The organism is Pseudomonas sp. 32A (assembly GCF_052682255.1).
In genome coordinates, this window is record NZ_JBQYLY010000001.1 from 4,127,934 (window position 1) to 4,150,682 (window position 22,749).

At 61.3% G+C, this 22,749-nt stretch carries 20 protein-coding genes; 12 read left to right on the forward strand and 8 right to left on the reverse strand.

The features are described 5' to 3' along the window. Positions 1-22: 22 nt before the first annotated feature. The 4 genes from ACUN0G_RS18935 to ACUN0G_RS18950 all read right to left on the reverse strand — a co-directional run bounded on the left by ACUN0G_RS18935 (position 23) and on the right by ACUN0G_RS18950 (position 2,333). Positions 23-277 (reverse strand): Txe/YoeB family addiction module toxin, encoded by a 255-nt coding sequence (locus ACUN0G_RS18935; RefSeq protein WP_076015650.1) that lies wholly within the window; start codon positions 275-277, stop codon positions 23-25. Further along, the gene (locus tag ACUN0G_RS18940; RefSeq protein ID WP_076015649.1) at positions 274-528 is read right to left on the reverse strand and encodes a type II toxin-antitoxin system prevent-host-death family antitoxin; all 255 of its coding nucleotides are present in this window, start codon (positions 526-528) and stop codon (positions 274-276) included. Before ACUN0G_RS18940 ends, ACUN0G_RS18935 begins: the two co-directional genes overlap by 4 nt. 77 nt (positions 529-605) lie before the next feature. Then, complete coding sequence (locus tag ACUN0G_RS18945; RefSeq protein ID WP_421524192.1) at positions 606-1,091, reverse strand: GNAT family N-acetyltransferase; 486 nt, start codon at positions 1,089-1,091, stop codon at positions 606-608. Positions 1,092-1,130: 39 nt separating this feature from the next. Next, on the reverse strand, positions 1,131-2,333 hold the full coding sequence (locus ACUN0G_RS18950) for a pyridoxal phosphate-dependent aminotransferase (protein ID WP_445574010.1): 1,203 nt from the start codon (positions 2,331-2,333) through the stop codon (positions 1,131-1,133). Between the two features lie 223 nt (positions 2,334-2,556). Between ACUN0G_RS18950 and ACUN0G_RS18955 the strand changes: the two genes are divergently transcribed. After that, the gene (locus ACUN0G_RS18955; protein WP_445574011.1) at positions 2,557-4,581 is read left to right on the forward strand and encodes a c-type cytochrome; all 2,025 of its coding nucleotides are present in this window, start codon (positions 2,557-2,559) and stop codon (positions 4,579-4,581) included. A gap of 142 nt (positions 4,582-4,723) precedes the next feature. Here ACUN0G_RS18955 and ACUN0G_RS18960 read toward each other — a convergent pair whose 3' ends face one another. Continuing rightward, positions 4,724-6,742, reverse strand: coding sequence for a TonB-dependent receptor (locus tag ACUN0G_RS18960; RefSeq protein ID WP_445574012.1), 2,019 nt, complete (start codon positions 6,740-6,742; stop codon positions 4,724-4,726). Between the two features lie 376 nt (positions 6,743-7,118). On the opposite strand from ACUN0G_RS18960, the gene ACUN0G_RS18965 reads away from it, so the two are divergent. Together ACUN0G_RS18965 and ACUN0G_RS18970 are read left to right on the forward strand one after the other, a co-directional pair. Next, positions 7,119-7,355 (forward strand): VF530 family protein, encoded by a 237-nt coding sequence (locus ACUN0G_RS18965; protein ID WP_003216406.1) that lies wholly within the window; start codon positions 7,119-7,121, stop codon positions 7,353-7,355. A gap of 1 nt (position 7,356) precedes the next feature. Beyond that, complete coding sequence (locus tag ACUN0G_RS18970; protein WP_445574013.1) at positions 7,357-7,998, forward strand: Pr6Pr family membrane protein; 642 nt, start codon at positions 7,357-7,359, stop codon at positions 7,996-7,998. A gap of 72 nt (positions 7,999-8,070) precedes the next feature. Here ACUN0G_RS18970 and ACUN0G_RS18975 read toward each other — a convergent pair whose 3' ends face one another. Together ACUN0G_RS18975 and ACUN0G_RS18980 are read right to left on the reverse strand one after the other, a co-directional pair. Further along, complete coding sequence (locus ACUN0G_RS18975; RefSeq protein WP_445574014.1) at positions 8,071-8,820, reverse strand: siderophore-interacting protein; 750 nt, start codon at positions 8,818-8,820, stop codon at positions 8,071-8,073. Beyond that, complete coding sequence (locus tag ACUN0G_RS18980; protein WP_258347722.1) at positions 8,817-9,365, reverse strand: PadR family transcriptional regulator; 549 nt, start codon at positions 9,363-9,365, stop codon at positions 8,817-8,819. Before ACUN0G_RS18980 ends, ACUN0G_RS18975 begins: the two co-directional genes overlap by 4 nt. A gap of 540 nt (positions 9,366-9,905) precedes the next feature. On the opposite strand from ACUN0G_RS18980, the gene ACUN0G_RS18985 reads away from it, so the two are divergent. Genes ACUN0G_RS18985 through ACUN0G_RS19025 form a run of 9 tightly spaced genes read left to right on the forward strand, consistent with a single transcriptional unit; the run spans position 9,906 to position 17,566 of the window. Continuing rightward, a complete protein-coding gene (locus ACUN0G_RS18985) occupies positions 9,906-10,427 on the forward strand; it encodes a fimbrial protein (RefSeq protein ID WP_445575572.1) in 522 nt (173 codons plus the stop codon). A 51-nt stretch (positions 10,428-10,478) separates the two neighbouring features. After that, the gene (locus ACUN0G_RS18990) at positions 10,479-11,039 is read left to right on the forward strand and encodes a fimbrial protein (protein ID WP_445574015.1); all 561 of its coding nucleotides are present in this window, start codon (positions 10,479-10,481) and stop codon (positions 11,037-11,039) included. A 16-nt stretch (positions 11,040-11,055) separates the two neighbouring features. After that, positions 11,056-13,668 (forward strand): outer membrane usher protein, encoded by a 2,613-nt coding sequence (locus tag ACUN0G_RS18995; RefSeq protein ID WP_445574016.1) that lies wholly within the window; start codon positions 11,056-11,058, stop codon positions 13,666-13,668. Beyond that, complete coding sequence (locus ACUN0G_RS19000; RefSeq protein WP_445574017.1) at positions 13,665-14,417, forward strand: fimbria/pilus periplasmic chaperone; 753 nt, start codon at positions 13,665-13,667, stop codon at positions 14,415-14,417. Before ACUN0G_RS18995 ends, ACUN0G_RS19000 begins: the two co-directional genes overlap by 4 nt. A gap of 21 nt (positions 14,418-14,438) precedes the next feature. Then, positions 14,439-15,020, forward strand: coding sequence for a fimbrial protein (locus ACUN0G_RS19005; RefSeq protein WP_445574018.1), 582 nt, complete (start codon positions 14,439-14,441; stop codon positions 15,018-15,020). Positions 15,021-15,030: 10 nt separating this feature from the next. After that, on the forward strand, positions 15,031-15,528 hold the full coding sequence (locus ACUN0G_RS19010) for a fimbrial protein (protein WP_177036182.1): 498 nt from the start codon (positions 15,031-15,033) through the stop codon (positions 15,526-15,528). Positions 15,529-15,542: 14 nt separating this feature from the next. Continuing rightward, positions 15,543-16,022 carry a fimbrial protein gene (locus ACUN0G_RS19015; RefSeq protein WP_178903359.1) on the forward strand — a complete coding sequence of 160 codons (480 nt, stop codon included), beginning with the start codon at positions 15,543-15,545 and terminating at the stop codon, positions 16,020-16,022. A gap of 11 nt (positions 16,023-16,033) precedes the next feature. Beyond that, the gene (locus ACUN0G_RS19020) at positions 16,034-16,567 is read left to right on the forward strand and encodes a fimbrial protein (RefSeq protein WP_445574019.1); all 534 of its coding nucleotides are present in this window, start codon (positions 16,034-16,036) and stop codon (positions 16,565-16,567) included. 36 nt (positions 16,568-16,603) lie between these two features. Continuing rightward, positions 16,604-17,566 carry a fimbrial protein gene (locus ACUN0G_RS19025; protein WP_445574020.1) on the forward strand — a complete coding sequence of 321 codons (963 nt, stop codon included), beginning with the start codon at positions 16,604-16,606 and terminating at the stop codon, positions 17,564-17,566. 13 nt (positions 17,567-17,579) lie between these two features. Here the strand turns inward: ACUN0G_RS19025 and ACUN0G_RS19030 are convergent, their stop codons facing one another. Beyond that, positions 17,580-22,685 (reverse strand): NEL-type E3 ubiquitin ligase domain-containing protein, encoded by a 5,106-nt coding sequence (locus ACUN0G_RS19030; protein WP_445574021.1) that lies wholly within the window; start codon positions 22,683-22,685, stop codon positions 17,580-17,582. Positions 22,686-22,749 lie beyond the last annotated feature (64 nt).

Below are 22,749 nucleotides of genomic sequence, written 5' to 3' on the forward strand. Positions count from 1 at the left end.
AGGATCCTGACGGTAAATGGCGTCAATAGTGATAGCGACACATGAGGATCTGTATTTCACCATCCTCAATCCCGTACACCAGACGATGTTCCGCTGTGATTCGCCGGGACCAGAATCCACTGAGGTTATGTTTGAGTGGTTCGGGTTTGCCAACGCCGTCAAAAGGATCACGCTGGATCGATTTGATCAGTAAGTTGATGCGTTTGAGCCCAGCTTTGTCGTTTTGTTGAAACCAGAGGTAGTCGTCCCAGCCTTCAGGCGTAAAGAGTATTTTCATTCTTCAATCAACTGCCTCGGCTTGGCCTTTCCGGCTCGCAGGCTGTTGATCGATTTGATCAAGCGTTCCGCGTTGTTGGGAGAGCGCAGCAGATAGGCCGTCTCTTCAAGAGCGTTGAACTCTGAGAGAGAGATCATGACCACCGGTTCACCTTTTTGCCGGGTCACCAGCAGAGGGGCACGATCTTCGTTTACCCGATCCATCGTGTCCGAGAGATGGGCGCGTGCATTGGTGTAGTTGATAGTTTCCATAATTGAGTCCTCGCTTAATGGCTGAAACGTACAGAAATACGTACAGGTCATCAAGGGGCATCTTACCAACGGTTGATTTAACCGAGGCGCTTGCCCATTTCGAAGGCGCGTTTTTCGTAGCCCAATTCCTCGTACAGCCGCTGCGCCGGTTCGTTGAAGGCCCAGACGGTCAGGCGCAAATCCCGGGCGCCCTGGCGGATGGCCCAGCGTTCGGCGAGCGCCATCAGTTCGCGGCCAATGCCCTGGCCACGCTGGGCCTCCAGCACGCAGATCGAGCCGATCCTGGCAACACGCAGCGGCTGCAACAACGGGCTGGCGGTCTCGATGATTTGCGCGGTGATAAATCCAACACCAACGCCGTGCTGCTCGGCAAGAAACACCGCCTGAACCCGGCTGGTCAGGCAGGGCCGCCAATGGGACTGGTCGCGCTCCACCTGGTCGGTGGCGTCACGGTAGATATCGGGCCGTTCCTGGTGGTGCAGGCGGTTCAGCGGCTGGCCCAACACGCACAGGGTGTGCAGGTCATCCTGGTGCGCCTGGCGATAGGTCAATCCTTGAGACATGGCAGTCCTTCGAACGGGGCAGAGGGCGTTTTATGCCCGTTATCGGCGATCACGTAAAGGCGCGGCGTTGGCCTTAAGCCCTTCGACGAAGCCGGCAATGCGCTGGCAAGCCTCCCTGAGGGTGTCATCGGCAACGGTAAACGAAACCCGCACAAACCCATCGGCGCTGGGGCCAAAGGCCTGGGCGTCAAGCACCGATACGCCGGTCTGGCGATACAGTTGCCAGGCGAATTCCCGGCCGGTGAGCCCGGTGCGGCGTACGTCCACCAGCATGAACATGCCCGCCTTGGGGACTCGGCAGTCCAGCTCGCTGATCGCACTCAACGCGTTCACCACCAGGTCACGCCGGCGCCGATACAGCGCGCGGGCATCGCTGACCACGGCCTCATCCAGTTCCAGTGCCTTGAGCGCCGCCGCCTGGATAAATCCTGGCAGGCCGTAAATCATGCACAGCAGCAAGTTCTCCAGATGGCTGATCAACGTGGGCGGGCCGGCCACCCAGCCTACCCGCCAGCCAGTCATGGCGTGGCTTTTCGACAGGCTGTTGAGCACCACCGTACGCTCGGCCATGCCGGGTAATGCGCTGATACTCAGGTGTTGATCGTCATAGATGAGCTGCCCATACACTTCATCGCAAATCACCCATAGGTCGTGGGCGCGTGCCACTTCGGCGACGGCTTCCAGCTCTTCGCGGCAGTAGACGTTGCCGGTGGGGTTGCACGGTGTAGCGAGGGCGATGCCCCGGGTCTTGTCGGTAATCGCGGCTTGCAGCGCGGTGCGGGTCAGGCGAAAGCCGTTGGCGGCCGGTTGTTCGACGGTTTTAATGCGTGCCCCCGAGGCTTGGACACAGGCCTCGTAGGTCAGGTACATCGGCTCCGGCACCAGCACTTCATCGCCGTGGCTGAACAGGCACAAGCAGGCCGCGAACAGGCCATTTTGCGCGCCGGCGACCAGGGCGATATTGTCGGCATGCACCGCAATCCCTTGCAGCAGGCTCTGCCGGGCTGCGATGGCTTCCCGCAGTTTCGGGCGGCCGAGCACAGGGGTGTAGTGGGTGTCGCCGGCGCGCAGGGCGTCCACGGCGGTTTCACAGATCGCGCTGTGTGTGGCGAAATCCGGGTCGCCGACACTGAGCACAATCACGTCTTCGCCACGCAGTTGAGCGTCGGCGGCGGCGTAGTGAATATCCCAGGCACTGACGGATTCGCCGCCAATGCGCCCCACAAAGGGTGAATAACGCATCCTTGCTCTCCTCGCCGACATCGATGCCCGCGTCAATTAGTCAATTTCAGTTCCACTGTAGAACATGCCGCCTGATCCACATCAAGGGCCGCGCGCAAAAAATCCGCTACAACGAAGCTGGGGCCGACCATGCCCCGGTTATCTGCCTGATGACCCAATAAAAACGATTGCAGACCTGCGCCGAGGGGACCGCCCCACGCCGGGTTATTAAAGGAATAGTGCGATGATTTTTCCCCTGTCACGTCTGGGCCTTGTGGGGGTGGTGCTGTGTCTGTCCCTTCCCTTGCACGCCAACGAAGCCGACCCCACGCTGATCGAACAGGGCAAATACGTTGCCCAACTGGGCGACTGCATCGCCTGCCACACCGCCAAGCAAGGCGCGCAAATGGCCGGCGGGCTTGAACTGAGCACGCCAATGGGCACGATCTACTCGAGCAATATCACCCCGGACCGCGACACTGGCATCGGCCAGTACACCTTCGAGCAGTTCGACCGGGTGATGCGTGAAGGCGTGACGCCGGCCGGGCAGAACCTGTACCCGGCGATGCCGTACCCGTCCTACGCGAAGATGAGCGAAGGCGACATGCGCGCCCTGTTCGCTTACCTGATGCAGGGCGTGGAAGCGGTGAACAAACCCAATCTGGAAGCGGAGATGGGCTTCCCGTTCAACCAGCGTTGGGGCCTGGCGTTGTGGAATTTTGCGTTCCTCGACAAGCAGCCGTTTGCGCCTGACCCGGCAAAGGATGAAGTGCTTAACCGGGGCGCTTACCTGGTCCAGGGCCTGGGCCACTGCGGTTCCTGCCACACCCCGCGCGGCATTGCCTTCCAGGAAAAGGCCATGAGCGATGCGGGCCGCAGCGGTCGGCACTACCTGGCCGGGGAGACTGTCGAGCACTGGCGCGCCTTGAGCTTGCGCAACCTGTGGACGGTGGAAGACACCGTGCAATTGCTCAAAACCGGGCAGAACCGCTTTGCCACGGTCTCGGGCAACATGGCCGATGTGATTCATCACAGTACCCAGCATTTCACTGACGCTGACTTGACGGCCATCGCGACCTATTTGAAATCCCTGCCGCCGGGCAAGGATGATCTGCCGATGCCCGCCGTGGCCCACGAGCCCGCCGCACCGCCCAAGGACCTGTTCACCAGCCGGGGCGGCCTGGGCTATATGCAGTTTTGCAGTGACTGCCACCGCAGCGACGGCGGCGGGGTGAAGGGGCTGTTTCCGCAGTTGGCCGGCAACCCCGGCGTGGCTTCCAACAACCCGACTTCACTGCTGCACATCACCCTCACGGGCTGGGAGACCGCTGAAACGGCGACTCATCCACGGGTCTACACCATGCCCGGGTTTGCCCGGTTGGCGGATCAGGAAATCGCTGAAATCCTCAGTTTCGTACGCAGCAGTTGGGGCAACGAAGGCACGCCCATCAGTGCTGCCCAAGTGAAGAAAATGCGCGGCCAGCTCAACCCGGTCACCACCGATTCGTCAGCGTTCGAAACCCCACGCCTGGCTGAGTTGCTGGCGGCACCGAATGCCGATCAAGTGGTGCGTGGCATGCGCCTGCACCTGCAGACCAAGGCACTGCTGCCAAACAACGTGGGCAATGCCTTGAACTGCACCAGTTGCCATCTCAACGCCGGCACCGTAGCGGACGGTTCGCCGTTTGTGGGTGTCTCGGCATTTTTCCCGAGCTATGCGCCGCGTGCGGGCAAGGTGGTGAGCCTGGAAGAGCGGATCAACGGCTGCTTCCGGCGTTCGATGAATGGCAAACCACTGCCACCGGAATCGGCGGATATGCAGGCGATGGTGGCGTACTTCGACTGGATGAAAAACAACACCCAGCCCGAAGATAAAGTCGCCGGGCGTGGCGTGGGCAAGGTCGACCCTGCGATCAAGCCGGACATGGAGAATGGCAAGCAGGTCTACGCCAAGCAGTGCGCGGTGTGCCATGGCGACAATGGCCAAGGGTTGACGCGGGCGGATGGCGAGTGGGTGTACCCGCCGCTGTGGGGCGAGCAATCGTTCAATATCGGGGCGGGGATGGCGCGGCTGTACACGGCGGCGGCGTTCGTGAAACGCAATATGCCGATTGGCTTCCACGAGAAATTCCCGTTGGGGCAGGGTGGCTTGTCGGATCAGGAGGCGGTGGATGTGGCGGCGTACTTCTCCCAACAACCTCGTCCGGATTTCCCGGACAAGGTGAAGGATTGGCCGAAGGGCGGGAAGCCCGTTGATGCGCGGTACTAACCCCACCACCTGTTCGAAGTGGGCACAGTCAATGTGGGAGCGGGCTTGCTCGCGAAGACGGTGAGTCAGTCACCCATGTATTGACTGACACTCCGCTTTCGCGAGCAAGCCCGCTCCCACAGTTTTAACCGAGTGCAGTCAGTTAGAAGGTGGTGCGCAACCCAACCTGCACACTCCGCCCCGGCGCCGGTGCGATGTCCCGCAGAATCGAGCTGGCGTAGCGCACGGTCTGGTTCGTCAGGTTCTCGCCGTTGACGAACGCCAGCCACTGGCTGCCGCCCACGTTGAAACGGTAGCCGGCGCTGGCGCCCAGGGTGGTGTAGCCGTCGGTGCCGCTTTCGTTATCCGGCACACGCCCCTGACCCGCCGCGTGTTCAACGTCGATCCGCGCCTGCCAGCGATCCAGTTCCCACAGCAAGCCGCTGTTCAAACGCAACGGCGCAATCCGTGGCAAGGCTTCACCCGTGTCCAGGTTGGTCGCGCGGGTGTAGTCGCCGGACAGTTCCAGCGCGAACTTGCCGTAGGCACCTTCCCCCAGCTTGATGTGATCCTGGGCTTCAAAGCCCGCGAAACGCGCGCGCACGCCGGAGTATTTGTACTCCGGAATGCCGCTGGCATCTTCCTCGCCTTCGTCATTCAAGGTGCGACCGCTGCCCAGCAGGCCGATGTAGTTGGAGAAGTGGCTGTAGAACACGCCGAAGCTGCCCTTGTGGGTGCCGTTGTCAAAGCGCAGCGCCAGGTCGCTGGACACCGCTTTTTCTTTCGACAGGTTGGCGTCGCCCAGTTCGTAAGTGCCGGTGGCAACGTGAGCGCCGTTGGCATACAGCTCGTAGAACGTCGGGGCGCGTTCGGTGTAGCCCAAGGTGGCGGCCAGCGACCAGATTGGCGTGAGGGTGTACACCGCACCAGACGACAGGCTGCCGGCGGTGAAGTCGGCGGATTTGTTGGCATTGGCAAAGCGCGCGTTGCCTTTGCCGTCCGGGTCGACGTTAGTGTGTTCCAGGCGCCCGCCGAGGCTCAGCTTGAGGCGCTCGGTGGCCTGCATTTCTTCGAGGATAAACAGCGCGCCGGCATTGGTGTCGGTCTGCGGCACGAAGGCTTCTTCACCCAGCGCCGAGAATTCGTTGCGGCTGACCTGCGCGCCCACCACGCCGTTGAATGGCCCGATCGGCAGGTGCCGCGCTTCAACCCGCGCTTCATAGCCCTTGTTCTTGAAGGTGGTGCCGGTCTCGCCGCCTTCGATTTCCATGTGCTTGTAGTCGGTGTAGCCGGCGTCGAGTTTCACCGAGGTGAACGGGCCCTGCAGGTTGCGGATCTCGGACGCAAAGGCGTAGTGATCCTGCTTCATGCGGATGCGTACGTCCTGCTCGGCCGGGGAGCCGTAGTTGCTGTCGTAGTTGCTGTAGGACAGCCCGGCGTAGCCGTCGTCCCAAGTGTAGGAACCGCCGACTGCACCGCCGTCCTGGCGTCCGTTGCTGTTGCCGAGGCGACCGTTCTTGCCTTCACCGTCTTCACTTGGCGGTGCATGGCGGCTGCGGGCAAAGCCGGGGATTTTCAGGTCGTTGAATTCCCGCGCGCTGGCGTCCAGGTGCAAGGCGAAAGTGCCGTTGCCGGCTTCCAGTTTGCCGGCGCTGCTGCGGGTGGTGTCGGCGCCGCCGTAGCGCAATTCACCGGCCCCATGAATGCCTTCAATGGCTTCGGTGGGGATGCGGTTGTCGAAGGTGTTGACCACGCCGCCGATGGCGCTGCCGCCATAGAGCAGGGCGGCCGGGCCGCGCACGATTTCGACGCGGTCAATGTTGACCGGGTCCAGCGGCACCGCGTGGTCATAGGACAGCGACGAGGCATCCAGCGCGCCGACTCCGTTGCGCAGAACGCGAATACGGTCACCATCCTGGCCACGAATGATCGGCCGGCTGGCCCCCGGGCCGAAGTACGACGACGAAACGCCGGGCTGCTTGTTCAGGGTTTCACCCAGGCTGCCTTTTTGTTGCAGGGTCAGGTCGTCGCCTTCGAGCACGGTGGTGGGCGAGGCGAGGGTTTCGCTGCCCAGCGGGTTGCCGGTGATGACTTGGGGTTGCAGCTCCAGGGCGTTGGCCTGGGGGGTGATCAGCAGGGCGGCGGCCAGCGGGGTGAGGCGCCAGAGAGAAGAGAGGGACATCGGTCGTTCCTTGGCAAACGGCAAAAAAAGAGAAGGCTGAAAACGGTAAGGGATTCGATACCCTTTGATAATTATAGTTACAATATAACATCACTTTTTCTCTGCCAAGGGGAACTTTCCCAGAACCCGCTCGATCACGCCCACACTGATCGTTCCCACGCTCTGCGTGGAAATGCATCCCGTGACGCTCTGCGTCACCATTGCGCAGGGTCAAAATTTGCGTCGACCGCGGGGCGCAGCGCGTCCAATTCGGCATTCTCACGCAGAGCGTGGGAACGATCGAGCAGTGGCCTATAGTGAAGGCAACGCTTCCACCCGCACGGCCCGTCCGCTAAGGTGCGCGGCTTCGTTTTCTTCTTTTCGCAAAAGGCCCGGCATGACCGCGACAAACAAAGACCCACTGCACGGCGTCACCCTGGAACAGGTTCTCACCGCGCTGGTGGCGCATTACCAATGGGAAGGCCTGGCCGAGCGCATCAATATCCGTTGTTTTTCCAGTGACCCGAGCATCAAGTCGAGCCTGTCGTTCCTGCGCAAGACGCCGTGGGCGCGGGAGAAGGTCGAAGGGTTGTACGTGAAGTTGATGCGCACCAAGCGACCGGTCGAGGACTGAGGTGAAACGTCACCTTATCGGCCTGGCAGCCCTCGGCGGCTGGGTTGGCCTGGCGCTGCAGCAGTACATCATTTTCTACTACCGCTGGGTCGATGGTGCGAGCCTGTTGCCGGGCCTGGTGAATTTCTTCAGCTTCTTCACCGTGCTCACCAACACCCTGGTGGCGGTGGTGTTGACCCATGCGTGGGTACAACGGCCAACCGCAGCGAGCCGGTTCTTTCTTGGGCCCGTGGTCAGCAGCGGGATCACCGTGAGCATTGTCGTGGTCAGCCTCGCCTACAGCCTGTTGCTGCGCCACATGTGGCAGCCTGCGGGGGTGCAGTTTTTGGCGGACGAGCTGCTGCACGACGTGATGCCGCTGGTGTTTGTCGTGTATTGGTGGTGGTGCGTACCCAAGGGCAGCCTGCACCTCAAGCACATCGGGCTGTGGGTGATTTACCCGCTGGTGTACTTCGCGTATGCGTTGTTGCGCGGGTATGTGTGGGGGCTGTATCAGTACCCGTTCATTAACGTGGACACCCTGGGTTATCCACAGGTGTTTATCAATGCCGGGGGAATTCTGGCGGGGTTTGTACTGGTTGCTTTGGTGGTGGTGGGGCTGGATAAAATCTGTAGGAGCGAGCTTGCTCGCGAAGAACGTTAACGATAACGCAGTGTGTCTGGTTTGACGCGGCGCTCTCAGGTTCTTCGCGAGCAAGCTCGCTCCTACAGGGGATCACTGTTGCCAGTAACCAACCGCCTTGAGGAATGCCTCATTGATGTTGTGTGTATCCAGCAGCACCCGCCGCAGCTGGCGCGACAGCTTGCTCTCGGTGGCGACGAAGCTGTACAGCGAACCGCCCGGCAGCGTCAGGTTCTGCACCGTCTCGAGCAGGTCATCCTGGCCACGCACCACCCAGATCACTTCCACCTCGGCAGCGCTGTGCAGCGGTTGCCGCTCTGCCGCATTGGCGATCTCGATCACCGCCAATACCTTGCGCCCCGCCGGCAGTTCGTCCAGGCGCCGGGCGATGGCCGGGATCGCGGTTTCATCGCCGATCAACAGGTAGCTGTCGAAGATATCCGGCACGATCATCGAACCACGGGGCCCGCCGATGTGCAGGTGCTGGCCGACCTTGGCCTGCTCGGCCCAGGTGGAGGCAGGGCCATCGCCGTGCAGCACGAAGTCGATGTCCAGCTCGCCAATGGCCAGGTCGTACCGGCGTGGGGTGTAGTCGCGCATGGCGGGTTGCGGGCCATCGCCACGCAGGTTGAAGTCGGGGCTGTCCAGCGCGGCTTGTTCGGCGGCGTTCTGCGGGAACAGCAGCTTGATGTGGTCGTCACTGCCCAGGCTGATAAAGCCCGCCAGTTCCGGCCCGCCCAGAGTAATGCGGCGCATGCGCGGGGTGATGTCGACCACCCGCAGCACTTCGAGGCGGCGGCGTTTGATTTCGTGGGTCACGCGGTGGATGGCTTGGGTATTCATTGAGCTTTCCCGTCGGCAATGGCTTGGGCGGTGCTGTTGAGCAGCGCCGCAACACGAACGATTTCTTCCGGGCTCCAGCGCCCGTGGTGCGAATGCAAGGCGTGGCGCAGGTTATGCACCGCCTCGTGGATTTCCGGCGGACGGTCCTGGCCGCGCAGCGAACGTTTGCTCACATCCATACGCATGCGGATACCTTCGAGGGCAACCGCCTGTTCGCTTAAGAAGAGACGACCGGCGTCGGTGATTGTGTAGCGTTTTTTTCCGTCTTCGGCATCGCCGGTAATCAATTCGCTTTCTTCGAGGAATGTCAGCGTGGGGTAGATCACGCCGGGGCTTGGGCTGTAGGCGCCGTCGAACAGGGCTTCGATCCGGCGGATCAGGTCGTAGCCGTGGCACGGTTGTTCGGCGATCAGCGCCGGCAACAGCAGTTTCAGGTCGCCGGGGGCGAAGACCCGTGGGCCTCGGCCGCCGCGCTCGCGGCCTGGGCGTTTGTCGAAGCCGTCGCGGCTGTCACCGGGTTCGCGGTGTGAATGATGGTCTCTCATTTCAGGTGCTCTCGTTTGGTTTAGATACAACGTAAGATATATCTTATGTCCATCGCAACCCGGGCAGACGAACGGACATTCCGTACCTGGCGGAGCAGGGCTCGCAACCCGCTCGATAGGTGCACTGTCCCTCACGACATATTCTTCAACTTGTTAGTTGGCGTGCTCCAGTAATTACTGTTGTTTTTTAGAATATGTAATCCTATTCTTACGGACTTGATTCGCACTAAATTATTCTCATTTGATTTATGTAGTCCCTTTCTTACGGCTGCTTCTAAAGTTTTGGCAAAGTGCCATAATTTTCCTATGTGTCTTGGTGTATCAAGGCTACGTGAATAAGGGAATCGACCGGCTTTCATATTCAAAATCGAAATGGATAATTGCCCGGCCTCGAACGAACTCCTGAATTGCAATACAAGTAATTGGAAAGCCTCCGATTTCCACTGCTTCAGGAAACTGTTCTGGCGCTTGGTTAATAAGTCCTGTGCGCAACTAAGCCAGGACTTGGTTTTGATTTTTAATACATATGAGCATCTGCAAATGAAGACTAAAGTAAAAGCTGCGCTGTTGACTGTCGGCCTGTTGGCGGGTTCGATCTCTGTTGCTAATGCGGCGGACGGGACAATTACATTTACCGGTTCGGTCCATTCGGGTGCTTGCTCTATCAAGCCTGAGTCTGTGGATCAGTCAGTTGCACTGGGCGCTATTGCGAAGCATCAGCTGCAATCCGGCGGCAAGTCCACTGCCCGCCCCGTGACTATCGAACTTGAAGGTTGCGACCTGTCTGGCCTTACCGATAACACCGTGACCACTACCTTCACCGGTGCGCCATCCAGCGTTGTGCCTGGCGGCATCGGCACGGTCGGTAGCGCGGGCGGCATCGGCATCATGATGACCCACGGTGGCAAAGCGGTTGAGTTGGGCGTGCCAACCACTCCGCAGGCCATTGTTGCCGGTAATAACACCCTGGAGTTCGGCGCCTACGTACAAGGCCAGGCGACAGGCGACATCGTTCCTGGTGATTTCAGCGCGGTCACCAACTTCACCTTGGCTTATCAGTAAGTGTTTCCCCCGCCACCAGTGGTGGCGGGGGAAAACTGGCGGGAGATCAAGGTGAAAACATTCATAAGTCTCGCTATTGCCTCTTCATTGACGTTGTTCATCAGCCCTTGTGATGCCGCGCAGACGCGTGTGCAAGGCGATGGGCTCGTCACGCTGGGAGGCGAGATCATCGACTCGGCCTGCGGGCTGGAAGCGGTCACTGCCGATCAGACCATCGAAATGCCTCCCGAACCCATCGGCCGCCTGTTGCGAGAGGGGGCGGGGCAAATGCAGCCGTTCCAGCTACGGCTGGTCAACTGCACCGTGACGCGTCCCGACCCGCTGCGCCCCGGCGAAACGCTGCCGGACTGGGAGCATCTTCGCGTGACGTTCGACGGGCCCAGCGATATGGGCGGGCGCACCTTTGCGGCCTTTGGAGCCTCGCAGGGGGTCGCTTTCCATATTGAGGACGCCGCTGGCCAGGTGAGTGTGCCGGGAGTGCCGATGGCGCTGCTGCCGGTGGTTGATGGCGACATGACACTTCATTACAGGCTCCGCCTGGTGGGCAACGGAGTGCCGCTGTTGGCAGGGGCTCATCGCGCGGCAGTGCGGTTCAAGTTGGAATACTTTTGAAGATTGAGTTGCGTGTATGTTGAATACGTCGAAAGTCATGAATACGCTGCGCCCCAGCCTCTTTGGCGGGTTGATATCACTGGCTGGAACTGCAATGGGCGCCGGGGATATTGAGTTTAATACCGACGTTCTTGATCTGATTGATCGCTCCAATATTGATCTGTCTCAGTTTGCACGCAGTGGGTTTATCTTGCCTGGCACCTACTCGATGGTGGTCCAGCTCAATACCCAACCTATATCTGAACAATCGGTGGCGTTCTTTCCCCCCGATGATGATCCCAAAGGCAGTGTGCCCTGTTTATCGCGCGAACTTGTCGAGCAACTGGGCCTCAAGGCGTCCGGTGCTGACCAGCTGAAGTGGTGGAAGGGCGGGCAGTGCCTGGATGTCACGGGCTTGCCCGGCATGGAGGTCAGTGCCGACCTGGGCACGTCCACCCTGGACATCAACCTTCCCCAGGCCTACCTGGAATACAGCGCCATCAACTGGGACCCGCCGTCACGTTGGGATGAGGGGGTGCCGGGGCTGCTGGTCGACTACAACATGACGGCGCAGTCCAGCTACCGCAAAGGTGACGGTACGCGCAATGACCTCAGCGGTAACGGCACACTCGGGGCCAATGCCGGGGCCTGGCGCCTGCGGGCGGATTGGCAAGGGCGTGTCGAGAAAGACCGCGAGGCGCAGGCCAGCCGGCAAAAACTGGAGTGGAGTCGTTATTACGCGTATCGCGCCATTCCTGCGCTGAAGGCACGCCTGGTGTTGGGCGAGGACTACCTGTATTCGGACCTGTTCGACAGCTTCCGCTTTACCGGTGCCGGGCTCAAGTCAGACGAAAGCCAGCTGCCGCCCAACCTGCGGGGTTATGCACCGGAAGTGGTCGGGGTGGCCAAGACCAATGCAAAGGTTGTCATCAGCCAGCAGGGGCGTGTGCTCTATGAAACGCTGGTGGCGGCAGGCCCTTTTCGGATCCAGGACCTTAACGACGCCGTGTCCGGCACGCTGGATGTGCGGGTCGAGGAGCAGGACGGTTCGGTACAGAAATTCCAGCTCGATACGGCAGGCGTTCCCTACCTGACGCGTCCCGGGCAGGTTCGTTACAAGCTGTCTGCCGGGCGACCGTCCAACCTGCAGTACCACTCCCACGGTGACTTTTTCGGCACCGGCGAGTTTTCCTGGGGGATCAGCAACGGCTGGTCGCTTTTGGGCGGTGCGATAACGGATAACAACTACCGTGCGCTGTCGGTGGGGGCGGGGCGGGATTTGCTGGCGTTCGGGGCCGTTTCCCTGGATGTCACCCAGTCCCGTGCCAGCCTGTGGAACCAGACACTCTCGGGCAAATCCTACCGCCTTCAATATTCCAAGAACTTTGAAGAGTACGACAGCCAGGTCACCTTCGCCGGTTACCGGTTCTCCGAGAAGAACTACTTGAGCATGAGCCAATACCTGGATGCCCGGCACTACGGGTTGAACGGTGAGCTGGGCGGACGCGGCGTGTTCGATGAATACGGTAACTTCATTGAACACTGGAAACCCATTGGCGGTAACAAGGCGCTTTATACGGTGACGGTGAACAAACAGTTCCGCGATCTGAACACCACTGTGTATGCCAGCTACAACAAACAAACCTATTGGAACCGGCCGGACACCCAGCGCTGGAACCTGTCGGCGTCTCGTTACTTCAACGTGGGCTCTGTCAGGAACATGAGCCTGTCGCTGAATTTATATCGTACCCATGAATACCAATATAAGGACAACGGAGCAGCGCTGACGGTCAGCCTGCCGCTGGGCCCCACCGGCACCTTGTCGATGGATGCCAACAGGGCCGGCGGCAAGAACAGCTTTACCACGCGCTACGCCGATCGCCTGGATGAACGTAACAGCTACCAGGTCAGTGCCAGCGACACCTCGGCCACCGGCTACCTGAGCCATATTGGTGACCTGGCCGACATCGACCTCAGCGCCACGACGCAACAAGGCAATAACCGCACCCTCAGTGCATCCGTGCGTGGCGGCGGCACGCTCACGCCTTACGGTGGGGCGCTGCATCGAACCACCAGTACCGGCGGAACCCGGCTGCTGGTCGATACCGCCGGTGTGTCCGATGTGCCCGTGCGGGGTTACGGCACGCCGACCCGCAGCAACGCGTTCGGCAAGGCGGTCATCTCCGACATCACCAGCTACCAGCGTACGGCGGCCAGTGTTGACCTGGAGAAATTGCCCAGCGATGTCGAGGCCACTCAATCCGTGACGCAACTGACCCTCACCGACGGGGCCATTGGCTACCGATCCCTGGAAGTGATTTCCGGCCAGAAGGCCATGGCGATTCTTCGCCTGCCGGATGGCAGCGCACCGCCCTTCGGCGCCACGGTGAAAAACCGCAAGCAGCAGGACACCGGGGTGGTGAATGACGGCGGGGATGTCTACCTGAGCGGCATTCAGGCCGGCGAGCAGATGATCGTCAGTTGGGGCGGCACCGAGCGTTGCGTCCTGACGCTGCCTGTCGAGTTGCCAACGGATGCGTTCACCGATGCCCTGCAACTGCGCTGCCAGAGGGTAGCCGTCGATCAAGCCTCACCCGAGCCAACCACCCTGACCGGCCAGCGAAACACTATGGAGAACCCATCCTCATGAAACACCACATACGTTTTACCTACGCACTGCTGCTGGCGGTCTTGAGCCAGAGCGCCAACGCCGCTGTCGGCCTGGACCGTACCCGCGTGATTTTCGACGGTGGCAAAGACGCCACCAGCGTCAACATCACCAACAACAACCCTCAATTGCCGTACCTGGCCCAGGGCTGGATCGAGGATGAAGAGGGCAACAAGATCACCTCGCCGTTGATCGTGCTGCCACCGGTCCAACGCCTGGAGCCCGGCAAGCAAAGCCAGGTGAAAGTCCAGGCGTTGCCGGCCGCCAAGTCGCTGCCCCAGGATCGGGAGACGGTCTACTACTTCAACCTGCGGGAAATTCCGCCGCGCAGCGACAAGCCCAACACCCTGCAAATCGCCCTGCAAACCCGGATCAAATTGTTTTACCGGCCGCAGGCAATTACCCCCACCCAGCAGGACCTGTCCAACCCATGGCAGGAAAAGCTGACCCTTACCCGGCAAGGTGATCACTACCAGGTGAATAACCCCACGCCTTACTACGTGACCCTGGTGGATGCGCGCAGCAGCAAGGACGGCAAGACCATACCGGGCTTCGAGCCGGTGATGGTCCCGCCCAAAGGCACGCAGGCCCTGGGGCCGACTGCCAAGGAGCTCGGTACCACCCCCTATTTGTCCTACGTGAATGATTACGGCGGCCGTCCGCTGCTGGCGTTCACCTGCGGTGGCGAGACGTGCAAGGTGAACACGCAACTGTCTGTGGCCAATCAGTAGTGCCTGCTGCCGGAGAACGTCATGAAGTTGCACACAGTGAAGGTCTTGGGCGGTCTGTTGCTGGCCCTGATGGGGCCGGCGCACGCCGCGGATGACGAGGATGTGGAGGGCATGGTCGGGATGCTCAACATTCTCGGGTCCATGCACGAAACGCCCTGCAGCCTGGAGATGGCATCCCTGCACCAGACGATTGACCTGGGCCCGGTGTCGGCCAGCCAGTTGCAACGGCCGGGTGACCAGGCGACCTCCGTGGCCTTTCAACTGCTGTTCGAGGATTGTCGGCGCACCGCCGGCCGCATCGCCAGTGAACGCACGGGGAACCTGACATGGAGCGCTCATCAGCCAGTGCTGTCGGTGGCATTTCTCGCGCCCGCCGATGCTGATGATCCACGGCTGGTCAAGGTGCAAGGCATCACCGGAATGGGCCTGCGCCTGACCGATTCCCAGGGGCGCGATGTACAGCTGGGTTCAAGGGGGGAGCCATTGTTCTTGCCCTTGGGCCGCAACACGCAGACCTGGAACGTCCAGCCCACGCGCACCCCGGCACCCCTGACCAGCGGTGCATTCCGGGCCGTGGTGGATTTCAGGCTCAATTATGAGTAAGGGCAGAACAATGACCAGGTTAACCGGCCCGTGGGCCATTTTTATCGGTGCGGGACTGCTGTGGGCGGTCAGCCAGGGCGTTCAGGCCGATACCAACCTGACGATCCGCGCGACCATCATTGCACCTCCACCGTGCGTGATTAACAGCGGCGGCACGCTGAATGTTCCGTTCGGCAATGACCTGCTGACGTCACGGATTGATGGCGTGAATTATCGACGGGACGTGCCGTATACCGTCACCTGCAGTCCTCCCGTTTACAGCAACGCGATGACCCTGGAACTCAAGGGCGCGGCAGCCGGGTTTGATAACAAAGTGCTCTCGACCCCCAAGACCGACCTGGGGATCAAGCTCTTCGCCAATGGGGCGGACTGGCCGCTGAACACGCCGCTCAGGTTTACCCATCCGACCTTTCCGGCCGTGCAGGCGGTGCCGGTCAAGCGCGCAGGCAGCACGCTGACGGGCGGGGCATTTGCGACTGCCGCCACCCTCGTGATCGAGTACCAATAATGAGGAAACGATCAATGAAATGTTGGCCACAGCGAACGTTGCTCGGCTTGTGTTGCTTCGGCTTTTTCAGTGCTGCGTCGGCCAACCTGACGTTCAACGGCACGCTGAACGAGCCGCCGCCCTGCACGATTGATTCGGGCAGCACGATTGAAGTCGATTTCGGGGATGTCGGCACCAAGCGTGTCGATGGCGTGAAATACCGCAGGGCCGTCGGCTACACCATCCGCTGCGGCGCCTCCACGCTGCCGTGGTTGTTGAAGCTGAGCGTCAAGGGCACAGAGACGACGTTTGATAACGCCGCCCTGCAGACCACTGCGCCTGACCTGGGGATTCGGCTGTATCAGAACAACGCGCCGTTTCGCCTCAACACGCCGCTGGACATCAGCCTGGCGGCACCGCCGACCTTGGAAGTGGTGCCGGTCAAACGGCCGGGTTCGGTCCTGAAGGCCCAGGGGTTCACGGCGGTGGCCACGCTGTTGGCTGAATACCAGTAGGAGTCGAGTGTATGCGACACGCAATGATTCATAAGGGGCTGGTCCTGCTGCTGACCGTCGGCCTGGCGGCCACGGCGCAGGCGGTGGACAACCTGAGGTTCAAGGGCAACCTGGTGGAACAGGCCTGCACCATCCGCCCGGGCGATGAAGCCATCACCCTGGAGCTGTGGGACCTGACCAGCAAGCACCTCTACATCAACACACGCTCAGTGGGCAAACGTTTCACCCTGCACCTGGATGACTGCAATACCACCATCAGCGACTCGGTGACCATCCTGTTCAACGGTGCGGAAAACCGCGCGCTGCCCGGTTTGTTCGCGCTGGATGGTGGCAGCGGTGCCTCTGGTATCGGGCTGGGTTTGGAGACACTGAGCGATAAGCCGGTGCCGGTGAACAAGGTCGGCGACGAACAGAAATTGAGCCCCGGCAACAACGTCATCCTGCTCAAGGCCTATGTGCAGGGTGAGCCGGATGCCCTGCGGGACAAGACCATCGGGCACGGCAGCTACCGTGTGACTTCGACGTTTACGCTGGATTATCCGTAACGGTAAACCGTTATGCATGGGATGAAAGAGAACAACATGAAACGACTATTTGGAGCCGTTGTGCTGCTTGCCCTGGCTGGCATTACGACCACCGTGAAAGCGGCTGATTGCCGAGTCAATGGCGGGCCCTGGAAGCGATTGGACACTGGAGAAACTGTAAGCCTAACGGTCCCGGTGACTGTCCGATTGGGGGCGGACACGACCCGTATTCTGCTTGATGGGGCGAACCTGGAGTGTCGGTACTCTCTCTTGGACGGCCATCCCGCTTGGAGGCAGGACTACTGGGCAACTGCGCCATCTGCCTGGGTGCCCGGCGGAAAATTCGCAGGCTTCGGCACCGGTCTACGAATTAACGGCTCAGACTTGAATACTCCCGTCCCGGGCGGAATTCGAATATCTGTCATGCCAAATAATGGTATTGGGGTACGAGTCAATGTAACGCCCTATATTTTGATAAGAAACAATCCGACCAACCCAATCGAAGTTGAAAGAGGGGACATCCTTGGAACGTTAACGCTGGACCAGACAAACAACTATGATTCAAACCGGACGCGGCTTGTTCTCCAGTACACCGCGGATAATAAATTCGCGATCTCTCCATCGTCGTGCACGATCAACAATAACCAACCGATCGAAATCAACTTCGGCAACGTGCACCAGAGGGCGATAGGCACGGACCCGCTGTCCACCAGTGTTCGTAAGGATCACACGCTGACCTACCGGTGCCCGGACCCGGGAATTAACACGCCGATCACCATTACCTACAAAGGCACGCCTTCCTCGTTCAACGCCAATGCGCTGGTGATGAGTAATCCGAACGTGGGTACGGCCCTTGTCCGTCAGGGGACTGCGGTTCGAGTCAACGGCTCGTTCCTGACCCGTATCACCAACAGCTCCGGGAGCGACGTTGTAACGTTCGCCCTGGTCAAGCGGGCGGGGTCCCTGCCTGTCGAGGGGGTCGTAAATGGCAACGGCGTACTGGTAATGGGTGTGCCGTGACACACCCATACGTTCAGACCTGGCGCGTGACGCGGTTACGTTGTTGGCTGTGGCGTTCCAAAGCCTGGTGGGTCAACTCGCGCATCCATTGTTTTTCGCGGTAGCCCAGTTCGTTGAGCAGCAGGTTGTAGCTGTCGTCGGTCATGGGGTGCCCGGTCAGCACCTGCGGGTGCGGAACACCCAGGGCGTCGGCGAGGCCCATGAGCCTGACTTGCAACGCATCCTTCTGCTCGGCGGGCAAGCCATTGGCCTGGGCCAGCCTGGCCTGGGCTTCCTGCAACTCATCAAGGCGCGCGCATTGCTCGTCGAAATGCCGGGCATTGGCCTCAAGGGTGTTCGGGTGGTGGTCGTGCAGGTACTGTTCCCAATAGGGCTCCAGCAACATCTGGTTGACCAGGCCATCGCCTTCGCCCAGCTCCAGCACGGTGCTGTAGGCCTGTTCGATCTGCGCCGCTTTCACGTCACCGGTGTCGCGGTACAGCATATGTTCCGACAGCCAGGGCAGGTCGAGGCGCTTGGCCAGGGAGGTCTGGTAGCTCAGGTAGACCTCCACGTCGTCCACCTTGCCCATCACGCCCTCCCGTCGTTGCGAACGCAGCCATTGGCCGAGGCCGCCTTCGGCTTCCGGTTTGAGCCGATGGGCAATGTCCTCGCTGGCGATGCGGTTCAATTGCTTGAGCCGTGCATTGCCCTTGGCCAGCGTCACCAGTTTGGCCTCGCGCTCGCTGGCCGAGGCGGAGTAACGCTGGGCTTCGCTGACCAGCACTTCGATGCCCAGGTCATTGAAAATCTGTGCACTGCCGTCGGCGCACAGGCCGGGAAAACTGGCCATCTTGAACAGTTTTTCACGCAGCGCCGTGTCGTTGTGGGCCGCCTCCAGCAAACGCCAGACGCGCTCGCGCAACGTTTCAAGATTGTCCCAATAGGTATCCTGGTCCTGGGGCCGCTGGAAGAAGTCGGGTGCTTCAAGGGCCTTGATCACCTCGAACAAACCCTGGGAGCCGTGCTCGCGTTCCACCGCTTGCCACAGTGCCTGGCGCCTGCCCAGTAACGGCGGCCTGACCCGTTCCAGCCACGGGCCGCTCTCTCCACGGGGTTCATAGCTGCGGTTGGGGTCCAGGCCGGCGGCTTCGCGGTACTGCTCGTACAACAGGCGCTGGTCGTTGAGCAGGGTGTTGCGGTCCAGGCGGGTATGGGCGACGGTCCGAGCCTCGGCGCTGTCGGCCATGAGCGCTGGCACATGATCAATCCGGGTTTGGCTCAGATCGAGCAGGAAACCCTCCTCCCGAGGGTGGGCAAACAGCCCGGCGGGCCATTGGGTGATAGGGGTGCGGCTCAGGAACAGGCGACGCAGGTGCGGCATTTTCGAGACGTTGGGAGGCTGTGTCAGCGGGTTGCGGTACAGGTTCAGGTTGCGCAGGTGCCGGAGGTTTTTCAGGCGTGCAACGTCGCCGTTGAGCAGCATGATCTGGTTTTCTCCCAGGTTGAGGTCGCGCAGGTAGCGCATGTTGGCGATGGGCTCGGGCAGCCGCGTCAGTTCGTTCGCACTGACGTCCAGTTCACGCAGGGAAGGGAATGCCTGCAGAAAGGGCCACTGGCTGTCGTTGAACATGCAGTTGGCCAGCTTCAGTTGGGTGACGTGCTCGAAACCATCCCCCAGCAGTGGCAGGCTGCCGGGCAGTTCCAGGGTGCTGAGGTCCAGGCTTGCGCCGTTCTGAACCTGGCCCCAGTCGTCGCGGTGTTCGGCGAAGCGGTCTTCCCAGCAGCGATAGAGTTTGTGCGCAATGATGTTTTTACGCAGCTTCTCCCGGCGGGCCATTTCGCTGTTCTTCGGGTGGGCGCCGGGCAGGCGCTTCCATTGCTCCAGTTCCCGGTACAAGTTTTGCCGCTGCAGCACCAGGCGATTGAGCACTTGGTTGTTCGGCCCTGGCCCGATCTCATTGAGGAATCGCTGCAGGCGTTCCTCCTCCAGGGTCGGGAACAGACTGGCCAGCACTTCCCGGGCGCGGGCCTGGCTCAGGTGCTCCTGGGCGCGGCGCAACCCGCCGAGGGCCGCGCCGCCGAGCAGGGTGGTGGTCTGCACATCTGCCGCACTGCGCAGCGGTGGCTCGGCCAGCACTCGGCGCCGTTCGGCCAGGGGTTCGAGGGTTTCCATCAGCCAGTGCTTGAGCCCGGCCCCCTGGCCGGGCCGATAGCCCAACTCGCTTTGCTGGGCTTCGGACAATGCACGCAACAGGCATTCATACAGGGTATCCGGGCCGTGCAGGCGCTGGCCCTGTTCATCGAACAGTTCGTAGCCCACGTGGTTTTGGCGCACCAGCACGCGGCGTCGGTTGGCATCGGCCGGCCCGGCTTCACAACGCAACGTACCGCTGACCTGGCGATCGCGGATTTGCAGATGCAGGTCGCCAAAGCCATCGCTGTAGCGCTTGAGGGTATTGAGCACCAGGCGCTCGGTGTCTTCGGTGATCGGCCAGGGCGAGAAGAACCCGGCGTAGGCCTGGGCGCTGTGCTGGGCGAAGCTCAGTTCGCTGGCCTGGTTGAGCAAGCGCAGCGGTACGTGTTGGTCCAGGGTTTGCCGTTCGGCCGGGGTGGCACCAGCCAGCAGGGTTTCGGCCAGGGGCCTGTCCAGCGGGTTGACCTGCTCGCGCAGCCGGCGCACATGGGGATCGGCGCTGAGCTGGCGGGCGTTATGGATGTAGTCGGCGATGTCACCGGCCTGGCGCGCCACCGAGTCCGCCAGTTGATCGCGCAAGGTTTGTACGCGCAACGCTTGCGGCACGTCGCCACCCAACAGGTGCTTGATCGACGGCTCATCGAGAAACCCCAGCACTCGCGTCGGCAACTCGCCGGACATCACCTCGGCCAGGCTCAGTTGCAGCGTATCGGCCGGCGACGCATCCGGGTTGGCGTACTTGTGGGAGTCACCGGTCTTGTCCGAGCGCACGAACACTTCCAACGCCTTGGCCTGGGGCCAGCCCGGCAGTTCGGTGATGGTCTGCTCGAACCAGGCGGACGTGGCATCCAGCGGCAGCGGTGCGCCGGTACGCAGGGTGTGCACGGTCTGCGTAGCCGCGTGCTGGGCTTCGTAGCGATTGAGGGTGGCTTCCAGCAGTGGCGGGGTCGGCCGGTTTTGCACGTAAAGGTTGCGCAGCACACCGTCGTCGGCACCGCTGATGCGTTGCATCTGCTGCAGTTGCTGGTTGCTGAAGGGGGCGGTTCGTGGCCCCAGGCGGCGCATCAGGGGGGCGCTGTCCCAGGTGCGCGGTTGCTCGGCTTCATGCACGAAGGCGCCACTGCCGTTGAACCGCACCAGGGGTTGATAGGCGTTGGCGCGCTCCGGGTGAGCGATACGCGTGTCGCCGGTTTCAGCGTCTGCCTGCACTTCGAAGTGAGCACCTTGCAGCGCGAGGATCTGCTTGCCCTGATGGGTGTGCAGGCCGTCGACAATGGGCGGATGGTCGAGGTTTTTCACAGCATAGGGCGCAATATCCGGGTGCCACAGGCGCTTACTGCCGTCGTGCCGCACCACCGGGCGCAAACCTTCGACGAAGGGGCTGAGCTTGAGCCGTGCGACAGGGCCCAACTGGCTGGCGGCACCGAACAGGGCGAACTGGATCACGCTGTCGGCCACCGCGACCACTTGCTCTGCCGCCTCGGCACCGCGCCCCTGGGCCCAATCGACAATCCCCTCGAACACCTCGTCGGTGATCTGGTACAGGCTGTAGGCGAGCATCGCTTCGCCCAGCAGCGGCACGAAAGGCGTCAGCACCAGCAGCGCTGCGTTGAAGATATCCCCGAGGATTTTTTCCAGGTTGTCCCACCAGGCCCAGCGCGCGTGGCGGTCAGCGGTGGCGGTGGGCACGGCGATGTCCAGGGCATCGTTGACGATCTTGTTCAACTTGAGGCGGTACTGGTAATTCCACAGGTCATTTTCGGCGGCGAGTGTTGAGCGATTGACGTGATCGTCACCGATGGCCAGCAGGCTGAATTGCAGATTCGGCTGGGTGATCGGCGTGTCGCGCCAGCTGGGGCGCGGGTCGGTGGCTGGGGTTTGATGCCAACGCACACGGCTCAGGCGTGAATTGAGCCCGGCAAAGAATTCACCGCGCCGCGCATGGTCGATGAACTGGCTGAAGAAGGTCTGGTAGTGCTGCTTGTCCCGCAGTTTTTCCGTGAGATGACTGAGGAAGGCCGCGGGCGACGGGTATTGCTTCAGGGGGTGTTCGGGGTCTGCGGGGATGTACACCAGCACCTTGCCGACGGGTCGGGTGGGCTGCGGGACAAACAGCAACAGGATGCCGGTCAATGCCGTGTTCATCAGGCTCAGGGTATGGCATTCAAGCGCCAGCCCGTCCAGCAGTGCGACGCGGCCGGCGATCAGGTCGAGCACGGCGCCGTGGGCATCGGCGTCGATGTCCCGGTTGATCAGGGCCAGGTGCGCGGCCGTACCCAGGGCCGTCTTCTGGGTGGCAATCATCTGCAGGCGCACGGCCCGGGTTACCGTCGCGTCATAGAACCCCAGGGCTTGGCGCAGGCTCTTCTGATAGCGGGCGCCCAGGTCCAGGGTGCGGCAGATTTGCTTGAACTGTTCAGCGGTCAATACCGCGCCGGTGGTGGTGTGGCGCAAGGTCAATGTATCCCGTTGCCCGCGCGGGTCTTCGGCGGACAGGAAGGCGTAGTCGAGGAAAGTGTCCGGGGCGGCAAAGTTGGCCAGCGCGGCGTCCAGCAGCGACAGGGTTTTGCTTTGCTCACCGCGAGTGAAGTCATGCACCCACCAGGCAACCGTGGCGCTGGCATACAGGCGCAGGTAGGTGGTTTTCACGTCGATATCGCCATAGGCCTTCAAGGCATTTTTCAGCAGCGGTTCGGCGAAGGCGTACACGTCGGTTAAGGCCTGGAATCGCTGGTCCATCGCCGTCTGTTGCTGCCAGTGTTTGGCAATGGCGGGCTTGAGCGCCTGATGCTGTTCGGCGCTGGCATGGGGATAATGGCGGATGCCTTGGAGAGCGACGTCGTTGAGTGCGCGCAGGCGATGGGGCGAGGTGGTTTTCAGCCAGTGCGGCAGGGCGTTTTCGATAAACGCGTGGTGCAGGGACTGGTCGGGTGTGTCGGCCATGAGGGCAACCTGTAGAGCTCAAAAAGAAGGTTTGAGTCTATGCACCGGCACGGCTGCGGATAAG

Coding starts and splice junctions, on each gene's coding strand:
- ACUN0G_RS19015 (WP_178903359.1), top strand. CDS start 15,543: ATGAAATGTTGGCCACAGCGAACGTTGCTCGGCTTGTGTTGCTTCGGC.
- ACUN0G_RS19030 (WP_445574021.1), bottom strand. CDS start 22,685: ATGGCCGACACACCCGACCAGTCCCTGCACCACGCGTTTATCGAAAAC.
- ACUN0G_RS19010 (WP_177036182.1), top strand. CDS start 15,031: ATGACCAGGTTAACCGGCCCGTGGGCCATTTTTATCGGTGCGGGACTG.
- ACUN0G_RS18960 (WP_445574012.1), bottom strand. CDS start 6,742: ATGTCCCTCTCTTCTCTCTGGCGCCTCACCCCGCTGGCCGCCGCCCTG.
- ACUN0G_RS18940 (WP_076015649.1), bottom strand. CDS start 528: ATGGAAACTATCAACTACACCAATGCACGCGCCCATCTCTCGGACACG.
- ACUN0G_RS18945 (WP_421524192.1), bottom strand. CDS start 1,091: ATGTCTCAAGGATTGACCTATCGCCAGGCGCACCAGGATGACCTGCAC.
- ACUN0G_RS18955 (WP_445574011.1), top strand. CDS start 2,557: ATGATTTTTCCCCTGTCACGTCTGGGCCTTGTGGGGGTGGTGCTGTGT.
- ACUN0G_RS18980 (WP_258347722.1), bottom strand. CDS start 9,365: ATGAGAGACCATCATTCACACCGCGAACCCGGTGACAGCCGCGACGGC.
- ACUN0G_RS18995 (WP_445574016.1), top strand. CDS start 11,056: ATGTTGAATACGTCGAAAGTCATGAATACGCTGCGCCCCAGCCTCTTT.
- ACUN0G_RS19020 (WP_445574019.1), top strand. CDS start 16,034: ATGCGACACGCAATGATTCATAAGGGGCTGGTCCTGCTGCTGACCGTC.
- ACUN0G_RS19000 (WP_445574017.1), top strand. CDS start 13,665: ATGAAACACCACATACGTTTTACCTACGCACTGCTGCTGGCGGTCTTG.
- ACUN0G_RS19025 (WP_445574020.1), top strand. CDS start 16,604: ATGAAACGACTATTTGGAGCCGTTGTGCTGCTTGCCCTGGCTGGCATT.
- ACUN0G_RS19005 (WP_445574018.1), top strand. CDS start 14,439: ATGAAGTTGCACACAGTGAAGGTCTTGGGCGGTCTGTTGCTGGCCCTG.
- ACUN0G_RS18985 (WP_445575572.1), top strand. CDS start 9,906: ATGAAGACTAAAGTAAAAGCTGCGCTGTTGACTGTCGGCCTGTTGGCG.
- ACUN0G_RS18975 (WP_445574014.1), bottom strand. CDS start 8,820: ATGAATACCCAAGCCATCCACCGCGTGACCCACGAAATCAAACGCCGC.
- ACUN0G_RS18935 (WP_076015650.1), bottom strand. CDS start 277: ATGAAAATACTCTTTACGCCTGAAGGCTGGGACGACTACCTCTGGTTT.
- ACUN0G_RS18965 (WP_003216406.1), top strand. CDS start 7,119: ATGACCGCGACAAACAAAGACCCACTGCACGGCGTCACCCTGGAACAG.
- ACUN0G_RS18950 (WP_445574010.1), bottom strand. CDS start 2,333: ATGCGTTATTCACCCTTTGTGGGGCGCATTGGCGGCGAATCCGTCAGT.